The following is a 24,322-nucleotide window of genomic DNA, read 5'->3' as shown; positions in this document are numbered from 1 at the left end:
CCTTTCAAAATTATGGGTAAAGCGGCAGATAGATACCAAAGAAAATATAGGCTGTCATTCCCGCGATCAGTACAATAAAACCAATCAGGATTTTGTCTGCCGCTTTCCTGCGGAAAATCCTGCGCACAAGCGTCTCAAGGCCTACTGTGACAAACGCCATAAACGAAAGCAGCATGGAAAGAATATACCTCCCTTGTGGCTGATAATCGCTTGTATAAGAATAATATATGCTAAGGGCAATGGGAATGACTATAGTAAGCGCCATACAAAAACCCGCAAGCCATTTCTTCGAATATCCGCTGCCGTGTTCCCGCAAAAATTTTGCAAAATGTATCACACAGCCAATAAGCGCTGCCAGGAACAGTATGCTGTATACCACGTAAATCCAGACTGGGAGCCACACGTCCATTGAGCCGAATGCACCGATGGCGCTGCAGTAGGTAAGCTTCGCCCATCCCATCGGAATCAACATACTGTAAAGGGAAAGCCCCTGTTCCTGTACCGTTTGATAGTGCGATGGTTTCAAATCGTCTATTGCATATAATTCCTTATAATGTTCTGTGACAGTAAGCCCCAGGAAGTCTCCGTCATAAATGATATAACTGCGGATAAACCACCATGCGGCAATAGCCGCAAATAGGGCTGCAACTACATAAATTTTCACACGAAAATGACGGTCTTTCCATCTTGCACCATCCATCCCAAGGTTGGAAACAAAAAACAGGATAACGCTTGCCAGAAGCCATCCATATGCATTGTAGTACGACATGGCGCACAGCCCCATACCGATTCCAAGCAGCATGCAGCTTTTCATCGGCCATTTTTGCTTGAGGCCGATAATCCATGCATAAAGGATAATCGCCGAAGAGAAAATTGCAAAGCAATCGTTATTCACATATGCCGCAAGGTAAATAAACTGCGGAAGCGCTGCAATCAGTATGACAAAAAGCCAGCGTGCCACGCCCTTGAAAAGTTCATTTGCAATTTTAATAGAAATCCAGACCGTTGCCGTTGCGCACAACACATTAACAAGCCGCAGCGCCATCAGAAGGGCGAATCCCTCCCACCCGAATAGCCCGGCGATTTGCATAAATCCTACGCCGATCAACTGGGCTAAATAAGGCGCAAATCCATAGGAAATACCCCAGTTCGCATCGCGCAGGACAGGGTCCGCTCCATGGGGCAGATATCCGTTTTTATAAATAAATTCAGGGATCTGGCAGCGCATCGTTTCATCCGGTGCAACCCCCGGCGGCAAATGCAGGCTCCATGCATAATAAAAAACAAAAACAAGGGCCAACAAAATCAGATGCTCTCCCTTGACAACTTCCCACAGGGAACGTTTTGCAGGCTTTAGTTCAGTCATGCCGCTTCACCCTTTCGATGATAAAGACCGGCCGATTGCGCGCAGCATCGAAAGTTCGCCACAGATAAGCACCCAAAACCGCCATGGCAAGCATTACCATGCCAAATAGAAGGAACAGCAGGAGAACGACCACCGCAAACCCGGAAAGCGGCACAGCTTCTGCAAAACTATAAATTAAATAACAGGCAAGCCATATAAGAGAAACCGCAAACGATATACAGCCTATTATCCAAATTGCTTTCAATGGAGCCGTTGAAAAACCAAGCAGGGAATCTGCCGTAAGCTTTACTTTTTTGGAAAAACTCCATCTGGACTTTCCTGCGGTGCGCGCAAGACGCGTATAGCCGACTTGTGCCGTTTTAAAACCGCTCCATAGAATCTGGCTCATAAGCGACGTGTTAAGTTCGTCCATGGAAACCAATACGTCAATCACCTTACGGTCGATCAGGAAGCTGTCAAAGCCTCCTTCCGGCATATTTGGCAGTGCATGTCTGCGCATCATATTTGCATAGCATCTTGAGAAAAAACGTTGCGCAGCAGGTTCATTCCTGTCCTCACGAACGGCCAGAACTACATCGTTTCCCTCCTCATATTTTTCCAGCAGGTCAAGAACCAATTTTGCGGGTTCTTGGGCGTCCGCAGACTTTTTAACGGCACAGTCGCCTGTACATATATTGAGCCCCGCCAGAAGCGCCGCATGTTCGCCAAAATTGCGTGATAGTTTCACCAGGCTAATATGCTTATCCTGTGCGGCGAGTTCTTCCATAATGGCATAAGAACTGTCTCCCGAACCATCATCCACCATAACAACCTCGTATTTACATTGCAGGACACTAAGTACCTCTGCCCGCAGGCCTGCGTACATATCCCGCAAATTTTCTTCGTTATAGTAGACCGGAATAATAATCGATAATTTTTTCATAAAAAATTCACTTGCTTTTCCAGGCAACACAAAAAGCCCAAACTTCCCCCGTTCCATGTTAGTATCAAGACAAATCTTTTTCTGCCGGGCCTGTGTGTTTCTTTCCCCTGCCCCTTTCTATTCTACCCCATTTTGAAGATAAAAAGACCCCTTACTATTCACTTTAATAAAAATTTAACAAATAGATCCATTTTCATTTCCCGTTGACTTTTTACCCGGTTTTCATTATTGTTAAACTAGATAACGAAAGCGGTTTCCCCGCTGCTTTCTCTTTCGGAGAAATTGTTTTCGTTAATGAAATTACAGGAGGAACTTTTTTTATGGCTGAAATATGGACCATGGGCGAAATGCTTGTAGAGATTATGCGGCCGAAAATCGACCAAAATTTTTATGATCCAGCCGAATTCCTTGGCCCCTATCCAAGCGGTGCACCCGCGATTTTTATCGATACGGTAGCACGTCTGGGGCATACGGCGGGCATCATCAGCACGGTGGGCCCCGACGATTTCGGCAGGTGTATAATTGACCGTCTGGAAGGACACGGTGTCAATTGCGATCTGGTCGGGGTAGATAACGAGCTTGCCACGGCCGTCGCGTTCAACACGAATTTCAGCGACGGTGGACGCCAATTCATCTATCATCTGGGACCAGTGGTAAAAACCAAGGCCCCCGCGAAGATTCCTGACGGCAGGCCTGAATTTTTTCACCTGATGGGCAGCGCAGTAAGCAATGAAATTACATATGCCAAAGAAATCCTGAAAACGGTTGACCAGTGTCTTGAAATGGGCGCTAAACTTTCATTGGATCCGAATATCCGCCCCGAATTGCTTCGTGGACGCGGGGCAACTGAAATTATGCAGCCGATTATCGAAAATTGTTCCGTGCTTTTTCCCGGTGAAGAAGAATTGCAGCTCGTGGCGCAGGAAGAGAATCTTGACCTTGCCGTGGAAAAGATGTTCGACCATAAAAAACTTGAAATCATCGCCTTAAAGCGCGGTTCGCGCGGCTGTACTATTTATTCGCGCGACGAATCGTTTGATCTTGGCGTTTACAGGATTGATCCTGTCGATCCTACGGGTGCGGGCGACTCTTTCGGCGCAGGCTTCCTGTGTTCCCTGTTGGAAGGACGTCCCCTCCTTGAGTGCGCAAAAATTGCTTCGGCAGCCGCGGCACTCAACACCTGCGCCTTTGGTCCGATGGAAGGAAATATTACGCCCGAAACAGTTGCGGAAATGGTACAGTCAAATGCCATGACTGAATTCAAAAAATAACAATACGAAACGAGGAAAAACATATGCCTTTGGTAACTTCAGAAGAACTTTTACTGGATGCGCAGAAAAATGGTTATGCCGTCGGCGCATTTAATGTGGAAAACATGGAAATGGGGCAAGCCATTGTAATGGCCGCGGAAGAATTAAATGCTCCCGTCATCCTGCAGACCACTCCCTCCACGATCCGTTATGCCAGCGTGGAAATGTATCATGCCATTGTCGAAACGCTTGCCAAAAAAGCGTCGGTCCCGGTGGTCATGCATCTCGACCACGGAGATAGCTATGATCTTGCCATAGCGGCGCTCGGTGCAGGCTATACCTCTGTGATGATTGACGGTTCGCACGAAAGTTTTGAAGATAATATTACACTCACAAAAAACGTCGTAGAACAGGCGTGTGCGAAAAACATCCCTGTCGAGGCGGAACTTGGCAAGGTCGGCGGTAAGGAAGACGATCTTGACGGCGGCAGCGGAGGATATACCGATCCTGCAGAGGCCAAGGAATTTGCGGAACGTACAGGGATCTCTTCCCTTGCGGTTGCAATTGGTACGGCACACGGAATCTATTCAGGCACACCTGTACTGGATGTGGAACGGTTGCGTGAAATCAGGAAAGTTGTTTCCGTTCCTCTCGTACTTCACGGCGCCTCAGGGCTGCTTGACAAGGACATTATCGAATGCGTAAAAGCAGGTATTTGTAAAGTTAACTTTGCAACCGAACTGCGTATCGCCTTCAGTAACGGTGTAAAACACGTACTTACGGAAACGCCGGATGTATTTGATCCAAAAAAATATGGAAAAGTTGGGCGGGAGTATGTTGTTGAAGCAGTCAAGACCCGTATCCGTGTTTGCGGCGCAGACGGGAAAGCATAAGAAGGGAAAAAAGGGCGGGAAAGAGGTTTTCTTTCCTGCCTTTTTTCTTTATTTTCTTGTAACTGCACGGGTAATTTGATCATAAACCCATTCTTTTTGTTTGCACTGTTTGGGAAGCTGCTGCCAATATTGATCGATCATGGAATAAAAGGTGTTGACTGATAAAAATTCATCCGTCAGAACACGAACTGTCGTATCAGTGGCCTGTGAGAAATAAGCGATTGCATTTTCCTTAACCCATAAATTAATTTCGGGCAGGAACTGTTTCGTACCATAGGGCAGCAAAGCTACTTCTACAGTAGGATCATATTTTGTATCGTCAATAAACAGCTTAATTTCGCGCGCAATATTTTGGCTTGAAATTTCTACTTTCCGTCCCAGCAGCGAAGAAAAGACCGGCATTTCCGTCTTATGCGCCGGGAGCAATGAATGAATATATTCCATACTGAAAATCACCCTGCTGAAATGATGTTCCGACAAAAATTTCTTTGAATTTGCATTGCATGTCCTATAAAACCGCATAATTTTACGTTCCTCCGCCGGGGTAAGCTCCATCTCAAAAATAACATTTTCAATCGTTTCCTTACCGATTGAAATAAACGGAGAAGACGCAACATTAACATATTGGTTCATATCTTTTTTTAGGAATTCGGCAATTTCGTTCTCTTTGAAGTCGTCGCACAGGTCTTTATGGCGAAGCTGCTTCATCAGCGGTTTAAAGCCTTTTATATGATTTTCAAGATAAGAATCAAACTGTGTCACTGTCATGGGGTCGTCATATACCGCGGTATACATATTTGCCACGTCGTCATTATGTGTGGTTCCTACAAGCGCGAGCTTTCCCTTGATCGAATAAATATAACTGTAAAACGGCTCCTCTGTATCATAAGTGTAATACGCCTCCATCTGAGGCGATAAAAACATGGGCAGCCAATATTCCGACATATTATAAATCTGCTTTGCCGGGCGGTTCATATAAAACATTGTCTTAAGCTTATGTCCCTTTGGGTATCTAAAAACAACTTCTGCGAAGCTGAAGAATTGTGGGATCCGGAATAGAAAATGTGGGAATCTGCATCATATCCCCAAATTTCTTCACCACCTGGAAGAGAATCTGCCACCTTCAGCAAATAAAGAATTGCTTCCCGTTTTCCCGCAGGCCCCTTGTAAATTTTGTAAGAAGCATCATAGAGGCTGTTTCCATTGTCCGGCTCTTGGAATTTCTTTTCAAAATCCTTTGATATAAGCCATCGTGCCGCGTATTCATACAATTCTTCCCTATTGTTTATTTCCACGTCATTGATTGACGAAAAAAAACGTTCTAAAGTCTTAATGCCCTGCTGTTCGTTGATATCGAGTACGGCATTCACAATATCACTGAAATACTGCGATTTCATGTTGAGTTCTGCGCGTCCATTCTTCCACCTGCTAATAATCGTTCGATCCACGTGGACGGCTTTTGCAAGCTGCGTTCCCTGGATGTACAGCATATCCATCAAATAAGCAAGTGGTGTTACCGGTTGTTTTGTCATATCTTTCTTGTTCCCTCTTTTTAAATTCACCCTTTTCATTAATATAAACCAGACTTCCGGGGTGAAATATTAAAAAATAAAGTCCGCCGAAAAAAGCTCGCTTTTTTATTGCGAAACGCGTGTTTATTTTATAATTCCGAGAGATAATTTCCAGCACAGGACGCGCTTTACGGATTCATCGATTCGTTCTTCGGTGAGAGTTCCATCGCGCAATGCATCCAGCACTGCCTGATATTGCTCTTCAAACTGAGAACTTAAAACAAGATCATTGCCCGCTTGTACCGCGAGGACAGCTGCTTCACCAATACCATATTCATTCCGGATCGCATCCATATAAAGATCGTCCGTCATGATTACTCCGGAAAAGCCAAGGTCGGAGCGCAGTATCTCATGCACTTTGACCGATAATGAAGCCGGATATGCGCTGTCCATGCATTCCACGATATTATGGCACACAAGTATACTACCCGCCCCTTCTTCAATTCCTGCTGTGAAAGGCAAAAAATCGTTGTTTAGAAACGTTTCATATTCCCGTGCATCATATGCGATACCCGTATGCGTATCCGCATTGGAACCATATCCGGGAAAATGTTTAAGCGTACAGCCGATTCCACTCTCATTCATCTGCCTTACTACTTCCGCAACATAGTCTGCGGTCATTCCGGCATTCTGCCCAAATGCCCGTTTATAGATAAAATCATCGGGATTTGTCGATACGTCACACACGGGGGCAAGATTTACATTGATGCCAAGTCCCTTTAGAACGCCGGCCTTTTTAGCCGTGTCATCTATGACAAGTTCCATCCCGCCCTCATTGTAAAGCTCCTGAGGAGATAAAAACGGTTCGCTGCACAATACTTCGTATTTACTGACGCGCTTTACCGTTCCACCTTCCTCATCAACGCCGATCAGCATCGCAATTTTCGATACGTCCTGATATCCGGCGATATTTTCTTTTACTTCATCCCTCGTTTTTCCTTTAAAATCCCTGTCAAATAAAACATATCCTGCAGGTTGGTATGTTTCGGTGATTTCTTGCGCATTTTCCTCCGGACAACGCGCAAAAAACATTTGTCCGACTTTTTCCTCTGCCGTCATTCCCTGCAAAATTTCTTCCGCACGTCTTTCATACAGGTTAAAAGGTGGATTGGGTGCATTTTGCTTAACCGTTACCTCTCGTACGAGGCGGACTTCCCCCTCCTCCGTATAGGCTATCTCGACGACGGCTCCCGGTTCCATCATACGTACTGTGGGTAACTCCGAATCCTTCAACACCAGCAAATAAGGCTGCTGGATTCCATCTTCATTCTCCAATAAAAGTTCATTTCCATCCACGCTTCGAACCATCCCTGAAGCACACTTCACTTCCTGCTGCGCGGAAGGCGAAGGTTTGCTTTGGCTATCTTCTGACGCGGACACCACGGTTGGCACCACTGCGGATGCTTGCTTTGTTCCCTTTGCCGCGCATCCCGCCAAAAACAGAAGGCCACACAACAATATTGCTATGGTTTTTATTTTCATCTTATTTTCCCCCATCCATCGCTTGCAGTTTTAGTATATCACAAATTGCGTTTTTGATTGACTTTTAAATTACAGTATGCTATTATTTTTGAGTCAACTTTTTATGCCGAAGTGGTGGAACTGGCAGACGCGCTGGACTCAAAATCCTGTGGTAGCAATACCGTGTGGGTTCGATTCCCACCTTCGGCACCATTCAAAAAGCCCTTGTTGGGCTTTTTATTTTTCTGCGTAACAGCTTGTCTTTGCCGTTTGACTGATTTATCTTTTCTAAAAAATATAAGCCGTCTTTACCAACCGGTGGGAACGTCCCCTTCTCGCTGTTCTCTCCCTCCGTTGCAGAAGTCAAGCCAGGCGCGCGCCGATGAAGGAGGTATCGGCCGTTGCCATCAATGCCAAAGGATACGGCTTTTGCACTGCATTTACAATTAAAACGCCTATACCCTGTCGTGCATGGTGACACCTGCTACCTTTTTGCCTTTGCTATTGCCTGTTTTCCACCATTTGTTTTTCTTGATATTGCCCATCTTAACTTTTAGCCCCGCGTCACTTGAGGTTCATATCATCTTCACATTCTTCTTTCATACTGAAGTTATCGCAATAATGAAAAAATCCAGGAGGCTTTCATGGGTACAAAAGGAACGAAAAGCGCAAAAAAGAAAATGACAAAGAAGAAATGGATTATTGTGGCAGCTGTTGTTGCTGCCGGCGTCTTGCTGGCAGTTTTCTTATTACCGCAATTTCTTTTTCGTGCAAATATGCAGTCAGAGGCAGGCATAACGCGCACGGCATCTGTAGAAAAAGGAACAATCGAAACCACGGTGGTCGGTTCGGGCAATCTTGCCGCGGGCGACACGCTTCAGATCAAACTTCCGTCCGATGTAACGGTGGATACCGTTTTGGTAGACGCCGGAGATACCGTGGCCGCAGGCGACACGCTCGCCACCTTGAATGCCGCTTCACTTCAAAGCGCAATTGCGAATGCCGAGGAAGAGCTCTCATCCCTAGATTCCAAAATTGACGAAGTAAAAGACGATACGGAATCCAATACCATCACTTCCGCTGTCAGCGGCCGTGTCAAGCAAATTTTTGCCGGAGAAGGTGACAGCACATCCAACATAATTGATGAAAATGGCTCACTGGCCGTGGTTTCCATCGACGGAAAAATGAAGGTAACATTTACGCCTTCTTCTACGGATGGCTTAGGTATCGGTTCCGAAGTGGATGTTACCTTGTCTGACGGCGACACAGAAACGGGAACCGTAAGCACCCTTTCCGCAAAATCTTGTACCGTTACTTTGACTGATAACGGCCCAACCTGCGGCGACGACGTCATCATATCTTTAGACGGTACGGAACTGGGTACAGGAACGCTTGAGATCAACGCACCCATTGCAATCCTCGGAGGCACTGGTACCATAGAGAGTGTGGATGTTTCCTTAAATGAAAGTATCAGCAGCGGCGATACCCTGTTCACACTGACTGAAGCGGCGGTATCCCGGGAGTATGAAACCCTTCTGACAGAACGTACGGAATACGAAGAGATCCTGCGGATATTGCTCAAATATGCAGAGACAAACTCCATTACGGCAGAAAGCGGGGGTACAATCAGCGAGGTTTCCATAACTGCCGCGGGTGACTCGTCCGCTTCTACTTCTACCGGCTCGGACGCGCAGTCTTCCTCATCTGCCGCAAGGGGAGTCTCATCCCTGTCTGGCAACACGGATGATTTTGTGCAGTTGCTTTCCGCTTCTTCCGGAGATTCAGAAAACATCACGCTTCTGACAGAGTCTGATGCCGTCACCGAACTTACCGGCGTTACGGAAATTTTTGTCAACAACCCGGCCATCGGCAATACGCCGCAAAGCACGATTATGCCGGGCAATGGATATACCGGAACGATCTCCTGGGAACCTGCGGATTTGAAATTCGAAGCAGGCACGGTGTATGCAGCCAATATAACGCTTACGGCTGCTCCCGGATATCATTTTTCATCGGATGCTACCGTAAATGTCGCAGGGGCAAAAATTGAAAATATTACTGTCAGCCCGGAAACATCTGGAAATGTCCTTGCTTTCCGCGCTGTATTCGAGGCAACGGCGCAGGATACACAGCAGGATCAGCAGGCTGCATCTGCAGAAAGCAACGCACAAGGCGATAATAGTGCGGCGGCAAGCGGGGGTATGCCGTCAGGCTCGTCCGGCAGTACTTCTTACAGCGCTTCGAACGCTTCCGGTTCGGCGGCGGCATCCACCGCATCGTCAAGCGGTTCCTCTTCGTCAGACAGTGAAGATTCACTTTTACAGACTGCGTTTACCATTCAGACCGGCGAGGCCAATTCCCTTACCGTAAACGTAGATGAACTCGATATCCTTACGATCGATATTGGACAGGAAGCGACAATTGTGTTGGATGCGCTTCCCGACGATTCCTTTCATGGAACAGTTACCAAGATTTCAAATTCTGGAACCGTGCAGTCTGGCGTGACCACCTATCCAGTCACGATTACACTGGATGATATTTCCGGTTCGGGCGCTCTTACAGGTATGAATGCAACTGCAACAATTTCTATCGCTACCAGCACGGATGTCCTGTTGATTCCCCTTGATGCATTGCAGGAAATGGGCAACGAACAGTTCGTATATATCGTCGGCGACAGTGATGAAGGGCTGGGCGAACGGCGTATTGTGGAAACAGGTCTCTCCGACGGCACCAACGTTGAAATCATATCCGGGCTTTCCGAAGGAGAGCAAGTCGCTTATATAGAGAGCACCTCTGCCGGCGATTCTGAACAGACAATGATGCAGGGCATGGGCGGCGGTACACCTCCTAATGGCGGCAACATGGGCGGCGGTACGCCTCCTAATGGCGGCAACATGGGCGGCGGCCCCATGGGCTGAGGAAAGGAGGCTTTCATGATCCAGATGAAGAACGTTTCAAAAATATATACCATTGGAAATGAGGAACTCTATGCACTCAATCGCGCAACGCTTACCATCAACGACGGGGAATTTGTAGCAATTATCGGTCCGTCAGGCAGTGGAAAATCCACCCTGATGAACATCATCGGCTGCCTTGATACGGCAGACGACGGTAAGTACCTCCTTGACGGACAAGCCATCGAGGATTATACGGAAGATGAATTAACGCGGATACGTAACTTCAAAATTGGTTTTGTGTTCCAGAATTTTAACCTTCTTCCAAAAAACACGGCGCTTGAAAATGTGGAACTTCCCTTGATTTATCAAGGAATTTCGCGAAAGGAATGCCGGGAACGCGCCGAAAACGCTTTAATCCGCATGGGGCTTTCCGAACGTATGGACCATAGGCCGTCTGAGCTCTCAGGCGGGCAACAACAACGTGTCGCCATTGCGCGGGCCATCGTGACCTCCCCATCGCTTATCCTCGCGGATGAGCCGACCGGGAATCTCGATCATAAGACGGGCGTGGAGATATTAGAATTGTTCAAAGAACTCCATGCGAATGGAAATACCATTGTGCTCATCACCCACGATGACGGAATCGCACAGAAAGCTGAACGCCGCCTGCGCATTCTCGACGGACAGGTAACGGAGGATACTGCATCATGATCTTACAATCATTCCGCATGGCGTTTGCCTCGATTGTAGCAAATAAAATGCGCTCTTTTCTGACAATGCTGGGAATCATCATTGGCATTATGGCTGTGGTGGTATTGGTATCCATCGTTTCCAGCGCCACGGATTCCGTCACGGGCGAACTGGAAAGCCTCGGCGCGGAGACGCTTTCTGTCACCGTTACAAGCTCGCGCTACCAGCCTCTTTCTGTAAACGACGTAACAGGCCTTTCCGATGAATATGAAAGCATAGGTTCCGCTGCCCCTACCACGACGCAGAGCGCCACACTTAAATCAGGCGATACCAGCACCACCGCGTCTGTCGTTGGAACTACGGCGGCTTATGCGGATATCAATAACCTGTCTCTCCAATCCGGCCGCTTCATCAAGTCCCCGGATGTAACCAACAATTCTGCAGTTGCCGTGGTGGGAACCGATGTGGCAGACGACCTCTTTGGACGAACCGATATTGTCGGCGAAACCATTTCCGTAGATGGGCGCAGCTTTCTCGTGGTGGGTGTGCTTGCCGATGCCGGAGAATCCCTGATGGGCAGCGAAAACAGCAACATCATCATCCCTTATACCACGGCACAGCGAATGTTCTATATTTCTGGCGTGACCTCCTTTACGGTTGCCGCAGAATCGAGCGAACTGGTGGACGCAGCGGAAAACGATCTCACAAATGATCTCATGTCGCGCTTCAAAGATGAAGATGCGTTTTCCGTGATGAACCAGTCTACCATTCTCGAATCCATGGATTCTATCACCAACACTATGGCTATGATGTTTGGCGGGATCGCGGGGATTTCCCTGCTTGTCGGCGGGATCGGCATCATGAATATCATGTTGGTATCCGTGGCAGAACGCACACGGGAAATCGGTATCCGCAAGGCTATTGGCGCGGGACGCAAACGCATCCTGCTTCAGTTCCTGATCGAGGCGCTGGTCGTAAGCACGCTTGGGGGTCTCATAGGCCTTGGCCTTTCATGGGTACTGCTCGCCATACTCTCCCTCGTGATGGATATGACCTACACCATGTCTGCAGGCGTCGCCCTGCTTGCCGTTTTCTTCTCTATGGCAATCGGCGTGATCTTCGGCATCAATCCGGCCAACAAGGCTGCAAAAATGCCGCCGATTCAAGCGCTGCGGACTGAATAGCGCCGCAAGGCCCCATTAAGGCTCCAGCCCGGAAGCCAAGGCCGCCAGCAGAACCAGCAGCTTAGACAGGCCCCATAAAGAGTATCAGCCAAAGGGTATTCTGCCTGCGTCCCTGTATTGCCGCCGTTCAAAAAGCAATATTGCTTTTTCATCAATAGTATTCTTATAGCAAAAGATACTCCCTCCCCCGGCGGTGCCGGGGGAATTTTTACGCTTAAGCTATATCAATAACGGTATAATTTCAGTATTTTTGTTCTATACCGAAATTATACCGTTACGCGAATCCTCTATGTTCATCTGTTATTTTCAGACCCGCTTCATCAATAAAATTTAATTTATGCCTCCACGCTCATGTCGGTGATCTCACCGTTGTAGTCCGGAATGAGCATGATGTCCGCGGTATCCTTTTTCATGTTATACCAGCCCGTGCGTTCATTGCCGCAGATGAATCCTGTGGAGAGTTCGTCCCAACCGTCGCTGCCCGTCCCCCAGTTTTCGCTTGCAGTATCTTTGTAGAGCGTGATCTCCTTCCCTCCATTTTTATTGTAAAGCGTCATCGTTTTTTCATTCGGATCAAAGACACACAGCCCATAACCCGGATAGAACTTAGTCTCTGCATCTTCGCACAATTTTACAGGCTCAAGAATTTTTTCAAAAGTTTCGTTTGTGACATAGAAATATCCCGTGTTCGTGACCACCCAATAAGCTCCGTCTTCATAATAGGGATAGGAATCTTTCGGTCCTTCACCATCCTGAAAATCTGCTGCCATGTTTCCCGCCCTGTCGTACAGGACATAATCTGCCATATTGAGGATATATTGGTCGCCCACAAGGGTGAAATCGAATCCGTATTTCTCCTGTACTTCCGCAACCGTTTCCATTTCTTTGTCCTTTATTTCACGCGCAGGCGTTTGCTTGCCCGTCTTCATATCAAGCACCACCTGTCCGTCACTATAGATGTTATATGCGATGCAGACCGTATCGCTGTATGCGGATACGCCGCCTGTGAAATCATAATCCGTCAGGTCTAAGAACTCCGTTGCGCGGTCATAGCCTTCCTGCACACCAACAACTTCAAAATAGTCCAACTCATCTTTGACAGGGATCGTCTTGCCCTCCGGAGTAACAAGCTCTACCGTGCTGTAATCACCGTGCTCAAAGTCCGACCGGAAAGTCTGGCGGAGAACATTGCCGCTCGGCGAAATGTTATAATAAATGACCGAGCCCGCTTCGATCTCTCCTCTTGTGTCCGTTATAATCTCGTTGCGGTAAAGAACGTTCCCATTTTTATCCACGATAATATGGTTTTCATCCGCCGGTTCAAAATCGCTGTGCCACATCGCGCAGGTTCCATCTTCGCCAATCGTCGCGTTCAGCTCTTTTTCAGCCGTAAAGCTCCAATAAATATTGCCCTCGCTGTCCATGATATAGTAGATACATTGCTGCATGCTGGGAAGCGTTTGATAATAATTGCTGTCCTCTTCCTCCATGCTATAGTCTGTGATCCCTTTTCCGGAAAGGAACCCGTCTATCACATTCCGTTCGTCTTTTTGCAGGGCTTCCCGTTTTGCGTCGAGTACAGACAGTCGGGCACAGACCGGTTCCGTTCTCCGCAGCATTTCGAAGACGGCCTCTACCTCCTCCGGGTCATCCGGATCGGCATTCATCTGCAGGTCAAAGTCCTCCGACGCGGTCGGGAGAAGCGCCTCATTCAAGGCATCGTAACGTTCTTCCACTGCATTTTCGGCCAATGAATAGGGCATTGCCGCCTCGTTCACCATTTCCGCCAGACTGCCATAGGTACGCATGAGGACGTAATTCCCATTGACCGAGCATGGCATAAGCGCATATTTTGTCACCTGCGGTGAATCGTCGGCCGTCCAGTTCAGCATGATATCCGTGAGCGCAAGCACCGTGATCTCGCCCACCTCACGAAGCGACTGCCCGAGTTCGGAATTGCTGAGCAGATATTGCACTCCTTTGCCCGCGATATATCCGTATTTTTGCTCCGTAAGCGCCGTTAGTTCATGTTTGATACCCGGATCAAATTCATTGACAGCCTGATACAGGGATTCCGTCGTGCCGACAAGACTTTCCAATATTTCCGCATAAGGATCGTAGCTTTCCTCCGACCGTCCCGTGCGGAGCAGGATATAATCGCTGATATAGGAGTCTATCCCTTTTGCCTCGTCTTCATAAGCCTCATTATACAGCGCTGTGATCTCCGCCTTTTGCTGTCCGGAAAGATAATCGGGCAAGCCTTCGCCTGTATATCCTGAATCGGTGTTGACAGCAGTTTCTTCAGAGGTCTTCCCGTTTCCCTCCTCATAAGGCCGCGTTCCTTCTTCAGTCGGCTCTCCCACCGCAGCGCAGGCGTTCAAACTGAATAATGCTGCTATGACCGCCATAAAAATACATAGGATCCTCTTTTTCATTTCAATTCTTCCTCCATGATTATGATTGTTTTCCCAAACTACTTTTACAGTTGGTTTAACTTTTCATAAATAAGACAAGCGAAAAGCCAAAAAAGTTTTATCCATCCGAAAAAATTTTAAATATAAATAAAAACAGCAGATATCTATCCGCTGTTTTGTCGTACTGCTTGCATACTTCATCCTGAAAACGGGAATGTTCATCCTGACTCAACCAAATATAGTGAACGCCGAACGGTCAGAAAGCTCCATCCATTCGACCGATGGATTGGCTGCTATGAAAGCTTGATTGTCTGCATCGCCCATCGTAAAGCTTTGCTCCGCACTGCCCTTTACGAGCGTCCCATCCTGTATGGTGATCCGATATATACGCATCTCTCCCGTTCCCCGCGAAAGCTCCTGGGTAAATAACCCATTTCCGTCCCCCGCAATGCAAAGCCCTAATGCGGTGATTTCTCCACTGACTGGCTTCAGCGCGTAGCTTTCGCCCTCCTTTTCGCAGGTATATACATGGAACTTGTTATAAAGGAACGGCCCTTCCGCCACTTCCGTACTCACGAGCAATTCCTGGATTCCATCTCCATTCATATCGCATATGAAGTAATAGCTGCTTCCGCTCTCCGGGCCGTCCAGTACATCCGTATAAAATTCTTTCACAGCAGCACTATCCGCAGTTGGATCCATTGCGCCGTTATTGCCGGCATTCCCATCTACCGCGCCACTTTCAGGCTGTTCTCCTGCCGCAGGTGTACCGCCCTCGCCCTCCTGGCCCGTCCCTGCAAAAATTTCTTCAATCCTGACGATCCGGTATGTACCGTCTTCCCCTTGCTCCAGTACAGCCTTTTTGTAAGATGTGCTGATTCCATTCTCATAGCTGTTATGTTCGTAGGTATAGTAAATATGAATCTTCCCGTCCGTATATTCCGTTTTCGTGACGCCGGCCTCCGCCGTATAGCTGAGTGTTGCCGGGAAAAATATGACCGCGTCCCCACTGATACGGATCATTTCTGCATGCTCCATACCTTCTTCAAATCGGTAATCGGTAAACACAGAAAACAGGCGGTTGATATCCTCTGCGGAATACTGTGACTCCCATTGTTCATTTGCGCCGTAATTCTTTATAATTCCGCTCTCCAGGTCGGAACCCTGACACAGCGTGTTCAGGATAAACGTGTAATCGGTCAGCCCGAATCCCTGCTCCGGTATTTCCTCCGGCCCATAGGCAAGGACAAATTCGAGTTCTTCCCGGGTGAGCTGCCCTGCGAGCAGTTCCGGATAATCCGCTTCTGCGAGCTCCTTCACGGCAGGCGTTGCGGTTGCTTCCGGTGTTTGCGCTGGCGCCGCTTCTTCCTGCTGTACAGTGATTTCCGGTTCAACCGGTTTTTGCAATGCGTTTGAGATCCCGTAAACCGCGCCGCCCGCAATACATATGCAGGCAATGACCGCAACGGTTTTTCCGGCCACTGTATGCAGGAACCCGCTTTTGGCCACGGTTTTTGCAGCCGTTTTCACTCCATTTTCAGCAGCATACCGTACGCCGGAAGAGGGCGCACCTTTTTGCAGCGCCGAATCCTGGAACACCGCTTCCGCAATATTCTTGCCTGCTTCCGTAAATGCACTGCTTTCAGACAGTCCAGCTTCCTGTGCCCGCAAAAGGTAGAGCAGCAGTGGCAGCGGCGCCATTCCATATAGCTTGTAACCTTTCTTTTTCAATTCTTCCGCTTTTACTTTTAAGTTTTTCCTGCCGTAATTCAGGCGGGATTTTACTGTATTTTCCGAACACCCCAGTGTAGAAGCAATCTCCCGGATAGATGCTCCCTCAATATAAAAGAGCAAAATACACATCCGTTGCTCTTCGGAGAGTGAATCGATCAGTTCGCGTACAAGCTCTCTAAGCTCCTGTTTCGTATAAGCAGGCTCCGGTTGGTTTTCGATCTCCTCATCTTCGATTCGATATTCAAATCCTTCCATATCCTCATCCACAGCAACATCCGAAAACAATACCGGCTCGTTCTTTATCAGCTTGTTTTTGGCCGTATTGGCGACGATCCTGCCAAGCCACCCCGCAAACGCATCCGGCTCTTTGAGCTGATCCAGCTTGGAAAACGCCCTGATGTACGCGTCCTGAAGCACGTCTTTTGCCACTTCTTCATTTTTCATATATTGAAGCGCCAGATAATATTTACTCCGGTAGGTCGCTTCATATAAAAAACGAAATCCTTCTTCTCTTCCCGCTTTTGCGAGCGCAACTGCTTTCTCATAGTTCATCTTCTTATCTCTTTAACCTCTTTCTGACAAAATGATATATTTTTTGCTTCTCTTCCTTATCTTCCCGGAAATCCTTCATGTCCCGCCTGATCAAACAGACAATCCATCGAATAAAACTGTTTTTTTTCAGTCTGCTCACCTCTCTTCTATAACTGAGACAAACTTCATGCAAAAAAAGTTTTATTCGTGAGAAATTTCTTCTGTCTTTTTCTTTCACTTATATGAACGGCCTAATATTTGAATCCCAATAATGCTTTCCGTTTCCAAATTTTGCCGCTGCCACAAAAGCATTTTTCATCCAGCTCTCGCGGCGGACTGTTTCGCCACAGGCCGTTTCGCGACTGCAGTTCGCTCTCTTCTTTCATGCCCAGGCCTGCACTCCCTCCCAGCCTAGTAATCCGGAAGGCATCATAATAGCGGCGACATTTTTTTATTATATCAGTCTGTATATTCTTTTCAACAGATAAATCCTGCGGCAAGTGTATCCCAGCCCTCGCTGCCTATCCCTTGATCTTTGCTCGTGGTATCTTTGCCTGGCCTTGCGCTTTGATCGTAAGATGTCATTGTAGAGGCAGAAGCTTGCAACCCTTCTCCTACCGCAGGATTTACTGCCGCATTTTTTGAATAATCATGCAATACAGTATCTTCCGCCCCATGATAAATTAATCGCTTCACCAATGAATGTGAAGTCAAAAGTTTTTATATTACTGAAGTCCGTTCGTCTCTCTTATCCTTGTTTTATAAGCAGATATCTGTCTCTTTCGACTTCTTGAAGACGATCCGGGAGCATATATTGCACGATCTTTTGCACTTCACTTGATCCTGACATCTATGTCAGATAGGCAAGGATTGTTCTGCAAAAAGATATTGTTTCTGATCGACACTGAAAATACAAAAGAGTCGATACCGAAAGAACTCGCACTTCAATGGCAGGGCCGGAGAACTACTCATATTTGTAGTTGGGATTTGATACGAACGAAGAGCTGCAGCAAATAGCAATATTAATATTTAAAAAGTATGTTGTATCTGATGATACAGTACGCTCCTATCCGTTGCTCTCTAATCGATCAGACAAAATAGTAATTGGTATCCCATGCGGGAATACACGGAAAATGCCTAAGATAAACCCGGTAATCCGGCTGCATCCCAATTACCAGCAGCGGGAGACGAAACAAATCTTCGGTCCGGTGGTAGGCGGATACAAGCAGCTTTGGTCTTTGTTCCTTTATAATGTGCTTCGTGCCTTTCAGCGCTGATTCCTCTTCCCCCTCTACGTCGTATTTGATATAGGTGACACGCTTGCCGGCAAGTAGGTTATCCAGACAGCTTGCCGGAACCATCCTCTCCTGTTCGGAGGCCGCAGAATTACGTCCGCCACGCTGGGCAAACGGTATCATTCCGTCTTTTTCACAGGCTGCCACGTTCCAGCAGGTAACATGTTCCATGCTTTCCACGGCACTTTTGAGTTTCACAAAATTACGTTCATCCGGTTCAATCGCAAAAATTTCCCCATATCCATCCGTTGTTTCAACAAAATCGCGTATGGTGTCTCCCGTATAGGCCCCGACGTCAACATAGCATTCGTTATTTCCAAGTTTCAGGATATTTTCACATACTTCCGCAGGCCTGCTTTCGCAATGGTACAGGTATTCCGGCTTTCCGCTCAGCTTATATTCAACCATATCCCGGAAGGTTTCACGGGAAAGATCGTCCGCCAGCAAACCATACGCCTGGCGAAGCTCCGTCTCGTACAGCCTCAAATAATCCGTATCAAATATACCTTCTCCATAGACGGGGACATCCGGTATGTAGAGTTCCTGTTCCCGTGCAATTTGTTTAACCCGGCCCAATACCTCCGGAAGCTGCGTTCCAAAAGCTACGAGCACGATCATTTCCCCAAAATGTTCCTTCGCCTGCGTGTAATTTGTTACCCGGAAGCCGCGGAACATCTGCCCCCGGCAAAACTCATCGCTTGCAAAAACACCTGCCGCTGCAATACCGTGCCGCGCAAGTTCGTCTAAAATTTTATCTGCTCCGTTTCCCATTCCATAGAGTACGACCGGTTTGCGCGCCTGCCGCAGCCGCTGCCACAGGGAAACATTTTCATTGAACTCCATAACTACCTTCTGTTAAATTAATATGTCTATTTTACCATATTCCCCGGTTTTGTGGTATAATGGAAAAACTTGGGCAAAAAGGAGCTAATAATGATAACGGTCACAAATTTAAGCTTAAATTTTAGCGGAACAAACCTGTTTTCAGGCGTGAACCTCAAGTTTACTCCCGGAAACTGTTATGGGATCATTGGGGCGAACGGCGCAGGCAAGTCTACTTTCCTGCGCATCCTGTCCGGCGACCTTGACTCCACGACGGGCGATGTGCATATCCAGGAAGGCGCGCGTATGTCCGTTCTAAAGCAGGATCATTTCGCATATAATGATTTTACGGTAGTCGATACCATCGTCATGGGGAATCCGCGCCTTGCAGAAATCACAAAAGAAAAAGATGAACTTTATGCCAAGCCTGATTTTTCCGAGGAAGACGGTATCCGTGCGGGCGAGCTCGAGGCAGAATTCGCAGAGCTTGACGGATGGGAAGCGGAATCGAACGCTTCCAAGCTGGTTCAGGGCCTCGGCCTTTCCGAAGATATTCTCTACCAAACAATATCTTCCCTGCCTGATAATGAGAAAATCAAGGTGCTGCTCGCGCAGGCTTTATTCGGGAAACCGGATATCATCCTGCTTGACGAACCGACTAACCATCTGGATGTGGCGAGCGTGCACTGGCTCGAAGATTTCCTGCTCGATTACGAAGGGACGCTCATCATCGTATCGCATGACCGCCATTTTCTCAATACGGTATGTACGCATATGGTGGATATTGACTATGGAAAAATCAAGCTGTATGTGGGCAACTACGAGTTCTGGTATGAATCCAGCCAGCTCATCCAGAAAATGTTGCGTGAGCAAAATAAAAAAAGCGAAGAAAAGGCTAAGGAACTGCAAAGCTTTATCCAGCGTTTCTCCGCCAATAAGTCAAAATCACGGCAGGCGACCTCGCGCAAAAAACTGCTTGAAAAGCTGGAGTTTGAGGAAATGCCCGCTTCTTCCCGCCGCTATCCGTTCGTAGGCTTTACGCCTGACCGTGAGATCGGCAAGGAAGTCCTGGCTGTGGAAAACCTTTCTAAAACGGTTGACGGAGAAAAGGTCTTAAATAATATTTCTTTTCGTATGAACCGTGGGGATAAGATCGCATTCCTTGGTGACACGGAGATTGCCGCAACTACGCTTTTCCAGATTCTGATGGGTGAACTGGAACCCGACGAAGGTTCCTTCAAATGGGGCGGTACTACGTCACAGTCCTATTTTCCCAAAGATAATTCTGCATTTTTCGATGGGTGCGACCTTACGATCCTCGACTGGCTGCGCCAGTATTCCAAAGACACTACCGAGACTTACCTGCGCGGGTTCTGCGGCCGCATGCTCTTTTCGGGCGAAGACGTTTTCAAGAAGGTAGACGTGCTTTCGGGCGGCGAACGTGTACGCTGCATGCTTTCGCGCATGATGATGTTCGGCTCGAATATCCTTGTACTGGACCAGCCGACCAACCATCTCGATCTCGAGTCCATTACTGCGGTTAATAACGGGCTTATGGATTTTAAAGGCGCGGTGCTGTTTGCCTCACACGACCATGAGTTCATCAATACCATTGCCAACCGCATCATCCGCTTTACTTCGGACGGCCTGATCGATCGGCTCGGAACCTACGATGAATTCATTGAGGAATATGGCGGCGGGGATATCTACTGAAAAACGGAGCTTTACAGGCTCCGTTTTTTGTTGCCGCATATTGCTAATTTGTCTGTTCAAATTGGCTGTTATAAAGGGTCGCATAAAAACCATCCTTTTCCATCAGCTTTTTATGGGTCCCCTGTTCTACGATGTGCCCTTCGTTCATCACAAGGATGCAGTCCGCCTCGCGTATGGTTGACAGGCGATGCGCCACCACAAAGCTGGTGCGTCCTTTCATCAACTTATTGAACGCGCTCTGAATCATCATCTCTGTGCGCGTATCAATACTACTGGTCGCCTCGTCCAGAATCAGCATCGGCGGGCGGGTCAGCATAACGCGCGCAATGCACAAGAGCTGCTTTTGCCCCTGTGAAATACCTCCGTCTTCGGAAATAACCGTATCATAGCCATCTGGCAGCCTGCGGATAAAGCTATGCGCATGCGCCGACTTCGCAGCAGCGACGATCTCTTCCTCCGTGGCGTCCGGCTTTCCATAGGCTATATTGTCACGAATACTGCCCGCAAACAGCCATGTTTCCTGTAGTACCATGCCATAAAGCGCACGCATCGAGTTACGCGTCATCAGACGGATATCCGTTCCGTCGATACGGATTACGCCTTTATCGGCATCGTAAAAACGCATCAGCAAGTTGATAATCGTAGTTTTTCCGCTTCCTGTCGGCCCGACAATGGCAATGCGCTGTCCCGACTGCGCGTATACGCTGAGGCCTTCGATCAACTTCTGGTCGGGTACATAGGAGAACGACACATTTTCAATCTCCACATTCCCCTTGCTCCCCTGCATCACCGCAGCATCCGGTGCATCCGGCGTTTCAGACGGCTCATCAAGCACTTCAAATACCCGCCGTGCGGACGCAAGCGCTGTTTGCAGTTCTGTTACTACGCCGGAAATTTCATTGAACGGCTTGGTATATTGGTTCGCATAAATCAAGAAACTTGAAAGCTGCCCCACCGTAATCCCCCCGCTGATTGCGGAAAGCGCGCCGACAATGCCCACCGTTGCGTAGACAATTGCGTTTACAAACCGGGTACAGGGATTTGTCAGCGAGGAAGCAAACTGCGACTTCACGCCGCTTGTGTATAACCTGCCGTTGATCTCTTCGAATTTCTGCCGCGCTTCTTGCTCGTAACCAAATGCCTTTACCACCTTTTGGTTTCCTACCATTTCCTCAACATAGCCGCTAAGTTCGCCGCGTACAGCTGCCTGTTCGCGGAATAAATGAAAAGATTTTTTCGCAATAAAAGCCGCTACACCAAGGGACAACGGCGTAATCAAAACGACTACCAACGTGATATTTACATTAATCGAGAGCATAAAGAGCAGCGTTCCCGCTATGGTGACTATGCCTGTAAAAAGCTGTGCAAAGCCCTGCAGCAGGCCGTCTGATATCTGGTCAATATCATTCACAACGCGGCTGATAAGATCGCCGTGCGCATGGGAATCGACATATTTTAAAGGAACTGTTTTTAGCTTTTCAAACAGGTTCACGCGCAAGTCACGAACGGCATAATAAGTCACATGGTTGGTACACCGTGTCATAAGCCACTGGAACAACGCAGACAGGCCGATAGCAGTCCCGATTTTTGCAAGAATTGACAAGACCCCCGGAAAATCTACATTCCCCGGTCCCACAATCAAATCTACTGCGCTACCGATCAGTATTGGCGCCCACAGTGACATAGCGACGCTTATAACCGCAGAAACGAGTGCAAATACCAGATAGCCGCGATACGGTTTCAGAAAACCGATGAGGCGTTTTATTACACTTTTATTCATACCGCGCCTCGCTTTCCGAAAGCTGGGAAAGGCATATCTCACGATAGACCTCGTTCGTTTCAAAGAGCGCTTCATGCGTACCGACCCCTACGACCCGGCCGTCATCAAACACAATAATTTTGTCTGAATGTTTAAGCGTTGTTGCCCTCTGCGAAACCATGATGACTGTAATTTCCCTGCTGTATTCCCTGAGCGCCTTTCGCAGCGCAGCGTCGGTCGCAAAATCAAGCGCGGAGGCACTGTCATCCAGTATCAGTATCTCTGGGCGGCCTACCAGCGCACGCGCTATGGTAAGGCGCTGCCGCTGTCCGCCGGAAAGATTTTTCCCTCCCTGCAAAATAGGCATATCCAGTTTTTCCGGGGATTTTTCTATAAATTCATAGGCCTGCGCGGTTTGGAGCGCTGCCCATATCTCATCATCCGTCGCCGAAGCATCCCGCCAGCGCATATTCTCCCGCACGGTTCCCGAAAAAAGCACTGCCTGCTGCGGCACCATGCCAATCTGTCCCCGAAGCTCTGTAAAAGGATATTCACGTATATCTTCACCGTCTATGAAGATACGGCCCCTATTGACATCATAAAAACGCGGGATCAGGTTTACAAAAGTCGATTTTCCCGAACCAGTGCCTCCAATTACGCCGATCGTCTGTCCACGCATGATTTTAACGGAAATATTTTCGAGGTCCATTTCTCCTCCTTCATAGGAAAACGACACATTCTCAAACTCTATTTTGGGAATATCATCTGTTTTTTCCCTGGCTTTCGAAATATTTCCCCCATCCGAGACACTTGCCTGCATTTCAAGAACTTCGTTCACACGCGCAGCGGATGCGGATGCTTTTGTAAAAATAACGACCAGATTGGCAACTACGATCAGCGCAAGCAATATCTGCGTCATATATTGCACGAGCGCAACGATTTGTCCCTGTTCAAGGGCTCCCGTATTGACCGCGCCGCCGCCAAACCAAATAATCGCAATAATCGCTATATTGACGATCAGGTAAGTAAATGGATTTAGTAGCGCGGAAATTTTTCCCACACGCACAGACGCCTTTTTTAATTCATCCGTTCCTTCTTTAAAGCGTTCCTGTTCCTTTTCCTGCTTTGAAAACGCGCGAATCACCCGTACCCCTGCGAGGTTTTCCCGTGTGACCAGCGAGATGCGGTCGAGCAGCTTTTGAATTGCCCTGTAAAATGGTACGGACCGCGACATAATCAGGTACAGCACTGCGGCGATCCCAACGGCAGCGATAATAAAAATAAGTGACATTTGGAAATCGATCAGCATCGCCATTACAGTAGCGCCAATTACAAGGAAAGGCGCGCGGATTACGAGGCGGATCAGCATGGCTACCGCCACCTGGAGCTGGTTCACATCGTTGGTAATACGTGTAATCAGCGACGGCGTACCAACCTTATCAATTTCCGCATGTGAAAGAGCTGCAATGTGGGAAAACATCTGGTTGCGAAGGTCTGTACCAAATCCCTGCGAAGCTTTGGCGGCAAAATATTGGCAAACGAGCGCACAGCCCAGGCCAATCGCGGCAATCAATATCATCAATCCGCCCATCCGCAGGATATAATCCGAATCAGAGTTCTTAATTCCCACGTCTATAATATTTGCCATGATAAGCGGTGCGATCAGCTCGAGGACTGCTTCCGTAAGCTTGAAAATCGGCCCCAGTATCACTTCTTTTTTATAGTTCCTTAAATATTTGGTAAGTTTCCGCATAGATATTTCCCTACTTTATTTCGAACACTATTATATTAGCACAAAACATATGTATTGTAACATTTTT

General features: G+C 47.8%; 16 protein-coding genes and 1 tRNA gene. 7 read left to right on the top strand and 10 right to left on the bottom strand.

Annotated features, from left to right (window positions below; all coding sequences use genetic code 11):
• Positions 1-10: 10 nt before the first annotated feature.
• Together H8S18_RS00645 and H8S18_RS00640 are read right to left on the bottom strand one after the other, a co-directional pair.
• Positions 11-1,366, bottom strand: a complete 1,356-nt coding sequence (locus H8S18_RS00645) for a glycosyltransferase family 39 protein (RefSeq protein WP_186856390.1) — start codon at positions 1,364-1,366, stop codon at positions 11-13.
• Positions 1,359-2,288 carry a glycosyltransferase family 2 protein gene (locus tag H8S18_RS00640; RefSeq protein ID WP_186856389.1) on the bottom strand — a complete coding sequence of 310 codons (930 nt, stop codon included), beginning with the start codon at positions 2,286-2,288 and terminating at the stop codon, positions 1,359-1,361. The genes H8S18_RS00645 and H8S18_RS00640 overlap by 8 nt, the downstream gene beginning before the upstream one ends.
• 320 nt (positions 2,289-2,608) lie before the next feature.
• Between H8S18_RS00640 and H8S18_RS00635 the strand changes: the two genes are divergently transcribed.
• A complete protein-coding gene (locus H8S18_RS00635) occupies positions 2,609-3,559 on the top strand; it encodes a sugar kinase (protein ID WP_186856388.1) in 951 nt (316 codons plus the stop codon).
• 23 nt (positions 3,560-3,582) lie between these two features.
• On the top strand, positions 3,583-4,431 hold the full coding sequence (locus H8S18_RS00630; protein ID WP_186856387.1) for a class II fructose-bisphosphate aldolase: 849 nt from the start codon (positions 3,583-3,585) through the stop codon (positions 4,429-4,431).
• A gap of 48 nt (positions 4,432-4,479) precedes the next feature.
• Here H8S18_RS00630 and H8S18_RS00625 read toward each other — a convergent pair whose 3' ends face one another.
• From H8S18_RS00625 to H8S18_RS00615, 3 genes are all read right to left on the bottom strand, one after another.
• Positions 4,480-5,376 carry a hypothetical protein gene (locus H8S18_RS00625; protein WP_186856386.1) on the bottom strand — a complete coding sequence of 299 codons (897 nt, stop codon included), beginning with the start codon at positions 5,374-5,376 and terminating at the stop codon, positions 4,480-4,482.
• A 26-nt stretch (positions 5,377-5,402) separates the two neighbouring features.
• A complete protein-coding gene (locus H8S18_RS00620; protein WP_186856385.1) occupies positions 5,403-5,963 on the bottom strand; it encodes a hypothetical protein in 561 nt (186 codons plus the stop codon).
• Between the two features lie 123 nt (positions 5,964-6,086).
• Positions 6,087-7,484, bottom strand: coding sequence for a glycoside hydrolase family 3 protein (locus H8S18_RS00615; protein ID WP_186856384.1), 1,398 nt, complete (start codon positions 7,482-7,484; stop codon positions 6,087-6,089).
• A 105-nt stretch (positions 7,485-7,589) separates the two neighbouring features.
• Between H8S18_RS00615 and H8S18_RS00610 the strand changes: the two genes are divergently transcribed.
• From H8S18_RS00610 to H8S18_RS00595, 4 genes are all read left to right on the top strand, one after another.
• Positions 7,590-7,676 (top strand) — tRNA-Leu (locus tag H8S18_RS00610).
• Positions 7,677-8,107: 431 nt separating this feature from the next.
• Positions 8,108-10,381, top strand: a complete 2,274-nt coding sequence (locus H8S18_RS00605; RefSeq protein WP_186856383.1) for an efflux RND transporter periplasmic adaptor subunit — start codon at positions 8,108-8,110, stop codon at positions 10,379-10,381.
• A gap of 15 nt (positions 10,382-10,396) precedes the next feature.
• Positions 10,397-11,071 (top strand): ABC transporter ATP-binding protein, encoded by a 675-nt coding sequence (locus H8S18_RS00600; protein ID WP_186856382.1) that lies wholly within the window; start codon positions 10,397-10,399, stop codon positions 11,069-11,071.
• Positions 11,068-12,234: an ABC transporter permease gene (locus H8S18_RS00595; protein WP_186856381.1), complete on the top strand. Its 1,167-nt coding sequence runs from the start codon at positions 11,068-11,070 to the stop codon at positions 12,232-12,234. The genes H8S18_RS00600 and H8S18_RS00595 overlap by 4 nt, the downstream gene beginning before the upstream one ends.
• A 335-nt stretch (positions 12,235-12,569) precedes the next feature.
• Here the strand turns inward: H8S18_RS00595 and H8S18_RS00590 are convergent, their stop codons facing one another.
• From H8S18_RS00590 to H8S18_RS00580, 3 genes are all read right to left on the bottom strand, one after another.
• Positions 12,570-14,669 carry a hypothetical protein gene (locus tag H8S18_RS00590; protein ID WP_186856380.1) on the bottom strand — a complete coding sequence of 700 codons (2,100 nt, stop codon included), beginning with the start codon at positions 14,667-14,669 and terminating at the stop codon, positions 12,570-12,572.
• 207 nt (positions 14,670-14,876) lie between these two features.
• Positions 14,877-16,934, bottom strand: a complete 2,058-nt coding sequence (locus tag H8S18_RS00585; RefSeq protein WP_186856379.1) for an RNA polymerase sigma factor — start codon at positions 16,932-16,934, stop codon at positions 14,877-14,879.
• A gap of 1,067 nt (positions 16,935-18,001) precedes the next feature.
• The gene (locus H8S18_RS00580) at positions 18,002-19,051 is read right to left on the bottom strand and encodes an FkbM family methyltransferase (RefSeq protein WP_186856378.1); all 1,050 of its coding nucleotides are present in this window, start codon (positions 19,049-19,051) and stop codon (positions 18,002-18,004) included.
• A 90-nt stretch (positions 19,052-19,141) separates the two neighbouring features.
• Between H8S18_RS00580 and H8S18_RS00575 the strand changes: the two genes are divergently transcribed.
• A complete protein-coding gene (locus tag H8S18_RS00575; protein WP_186856377.1) occupies positions 19,142-20,743 on the top strand; it encodes an ABC-F family ATP-binding cassette domain-containing protein in 1,602 nt (533 codons plus the stop codon).
• A 43-nt stretch (positions 20,744-20,786) separates the two neighbouring features.
• On the opposite strand, the gene H8S18_RS00570 is transcribed toward H8S18_RS00575, so the two are convergent.
• Together H8S18_RS00570 and H8S18_RS00565 are read right to left on the bottom strand one after the other, a co-directional pair.
• Positions 20,787-22,523: an ABC transporter ATP-binding protein gene (locus tag H8S18_RS00570; RefSeq protein WP_186856376.1), complete on the bottom strand. Its 1,737-nt coding sequence runs from the start codon at positions 22,521-22,523 to the stop codon at positions 20,787-20,789.
• Positions 22,516-24,255 (bottom strand): ABC transporter ATP-binding protein, encoded by a 1,740-nt coding sequence (locus tag H8S18_RS00565; protein WP_186856375.1) that lies wholly within the window; start codon positions 24,253-24,255, stop codon positions 22,516-22,518. The genes H8S18_RS00570 and H8S18_RS00565 overlap by 8 nt, the downstream gene beginning before the upstream one ends.
• Positions 24,256-24,322 lie beyond the last annotated feature (67 nt).

This window comes from Christensenella tenuis (assembly GCF_014287795.1).
Taxonomy (GTDB): domain Bacteria; phylum Bacillota; class Clostridia; order Christensenellales; family Christensenellaceae; genus Christensenella; species Christensenella tenuis.
Note: the sequence above shows the minus strand (reverse complement) of the source record. Positions and strands in the feature narration are given on the sequence as shown.

Bases quoted from the DNA above. Each gene is read 5' to 3' on its own strand.
- H8S18_RS00600 (WP_186856382.1), top strand. From the start codon at position 10,397: ATGATCCAGATGAAGAACGTTTCAAAAATATATACCATTGGAAATGAG.
- H8S18_RS00615 (WP_186856384.1), bottom strand. From the start codon at position 7,484: ATGAAAATAAAAACCATAGCAATATTGTTGTGTGGCCTTCTGTTTTTG.
- H8S18_RS00625 (WP_186856386.1), bottom strand. From the start codon at position 5,376: ATGTCGGAATATTGGCTGCCCATGTTTTTATCGCCTCAGATGGAGGCG.
- H8S18_RS00645 (WP_186856390.1), bottom strand. From the start codon at position 1,366: ATGACTGAACTAAAGCCTGCAAAACGTTCCCTGTGGGAAGTTGTCAAG.
- H8S18_RS00595 (WP_186856381.1), top strand. From the start codon at position 11,068: ATGATCTTACAATCATTCCGCATGGCGTTTGCCTCGATTGTAGCAAAT.
- H8S18_RS00585 (WP_186856379.1), bottom strand. From the start codon at position 16,934: ATGAACTATGAGAAAGCAGTTGCGCTCGCAAAAGCGGGAAGAGAAGAA.
- H8S18_RS00580 (WP_186856378.1), bottom strand. From the start codon at position 19,051: ATGGAGTTCAATGAAAATGTTTCCCTGTGGCAGCGGCTGCGGCAGGCG.
- H8S18_RS00620 (WP_186856385.1), bottom strand. From the start codon at position 5,963: ATGACAAAACAACCGGTAACACCACTTGCTTATTTGATGGATATGCTG.
- H8S18_RS00635 (WP_186856388.1), top strand. From the start codon at position 2,609: ATGGCTGAAATATGGACCATGGGCGAAATGCTTGTAGAGATTATGCGG.
- H8S18_RS00640 (WP_186856389.1), bottom strand. From the start codon at position 2,288: ATGAAAAAATTATCGATTATTATTCCGGTCTACTATAACGAAGAAAAT.
- H8S18_RS00570 (WP_186856376.1), bottom strand. From the start codon at position 22,523: ATGAATAAAAGTGTAATAAAACGCCTCATCGGTTTTCTGAAACCGTAT.
- H8S18_RS00630 (WP_186856387.1), top strand. From the start codon at position 3,583: ATGCCTTTGGTAACTTCAGAAGAACTTTTACTGGATGCGCAGAAAAAT.
- H8S18_RS00575 (WP_186856377.1), top strand. From the start codon at position 19,142: ATGATAACGGTCACAAATTTAAGCTTAAATTTTAGCGGAACAAACCTG.
- H8S18_RS00590 (WP_186856380.1), bottom strand. From the start codon at position 14,669: ATGAAAAAGAGGATCCTATGTATTTTTATGGCGGTCATAGCAGCATTA.
- H8S18_RS00565 (WP_186856375.1), bottom strand. From the start codon at position 24,255: ATGCGGAAACTTACCAAATATTTAAGGAACTATAAAAAAGAAGTGATA.
- H8S18_RS00605 (WP_186856383.1), top strand. From the start codon at position 8,108: ATGGGTACAAAAGGAACGAAAAGCGCAAAAAAGAAAATGACAAAGAAG.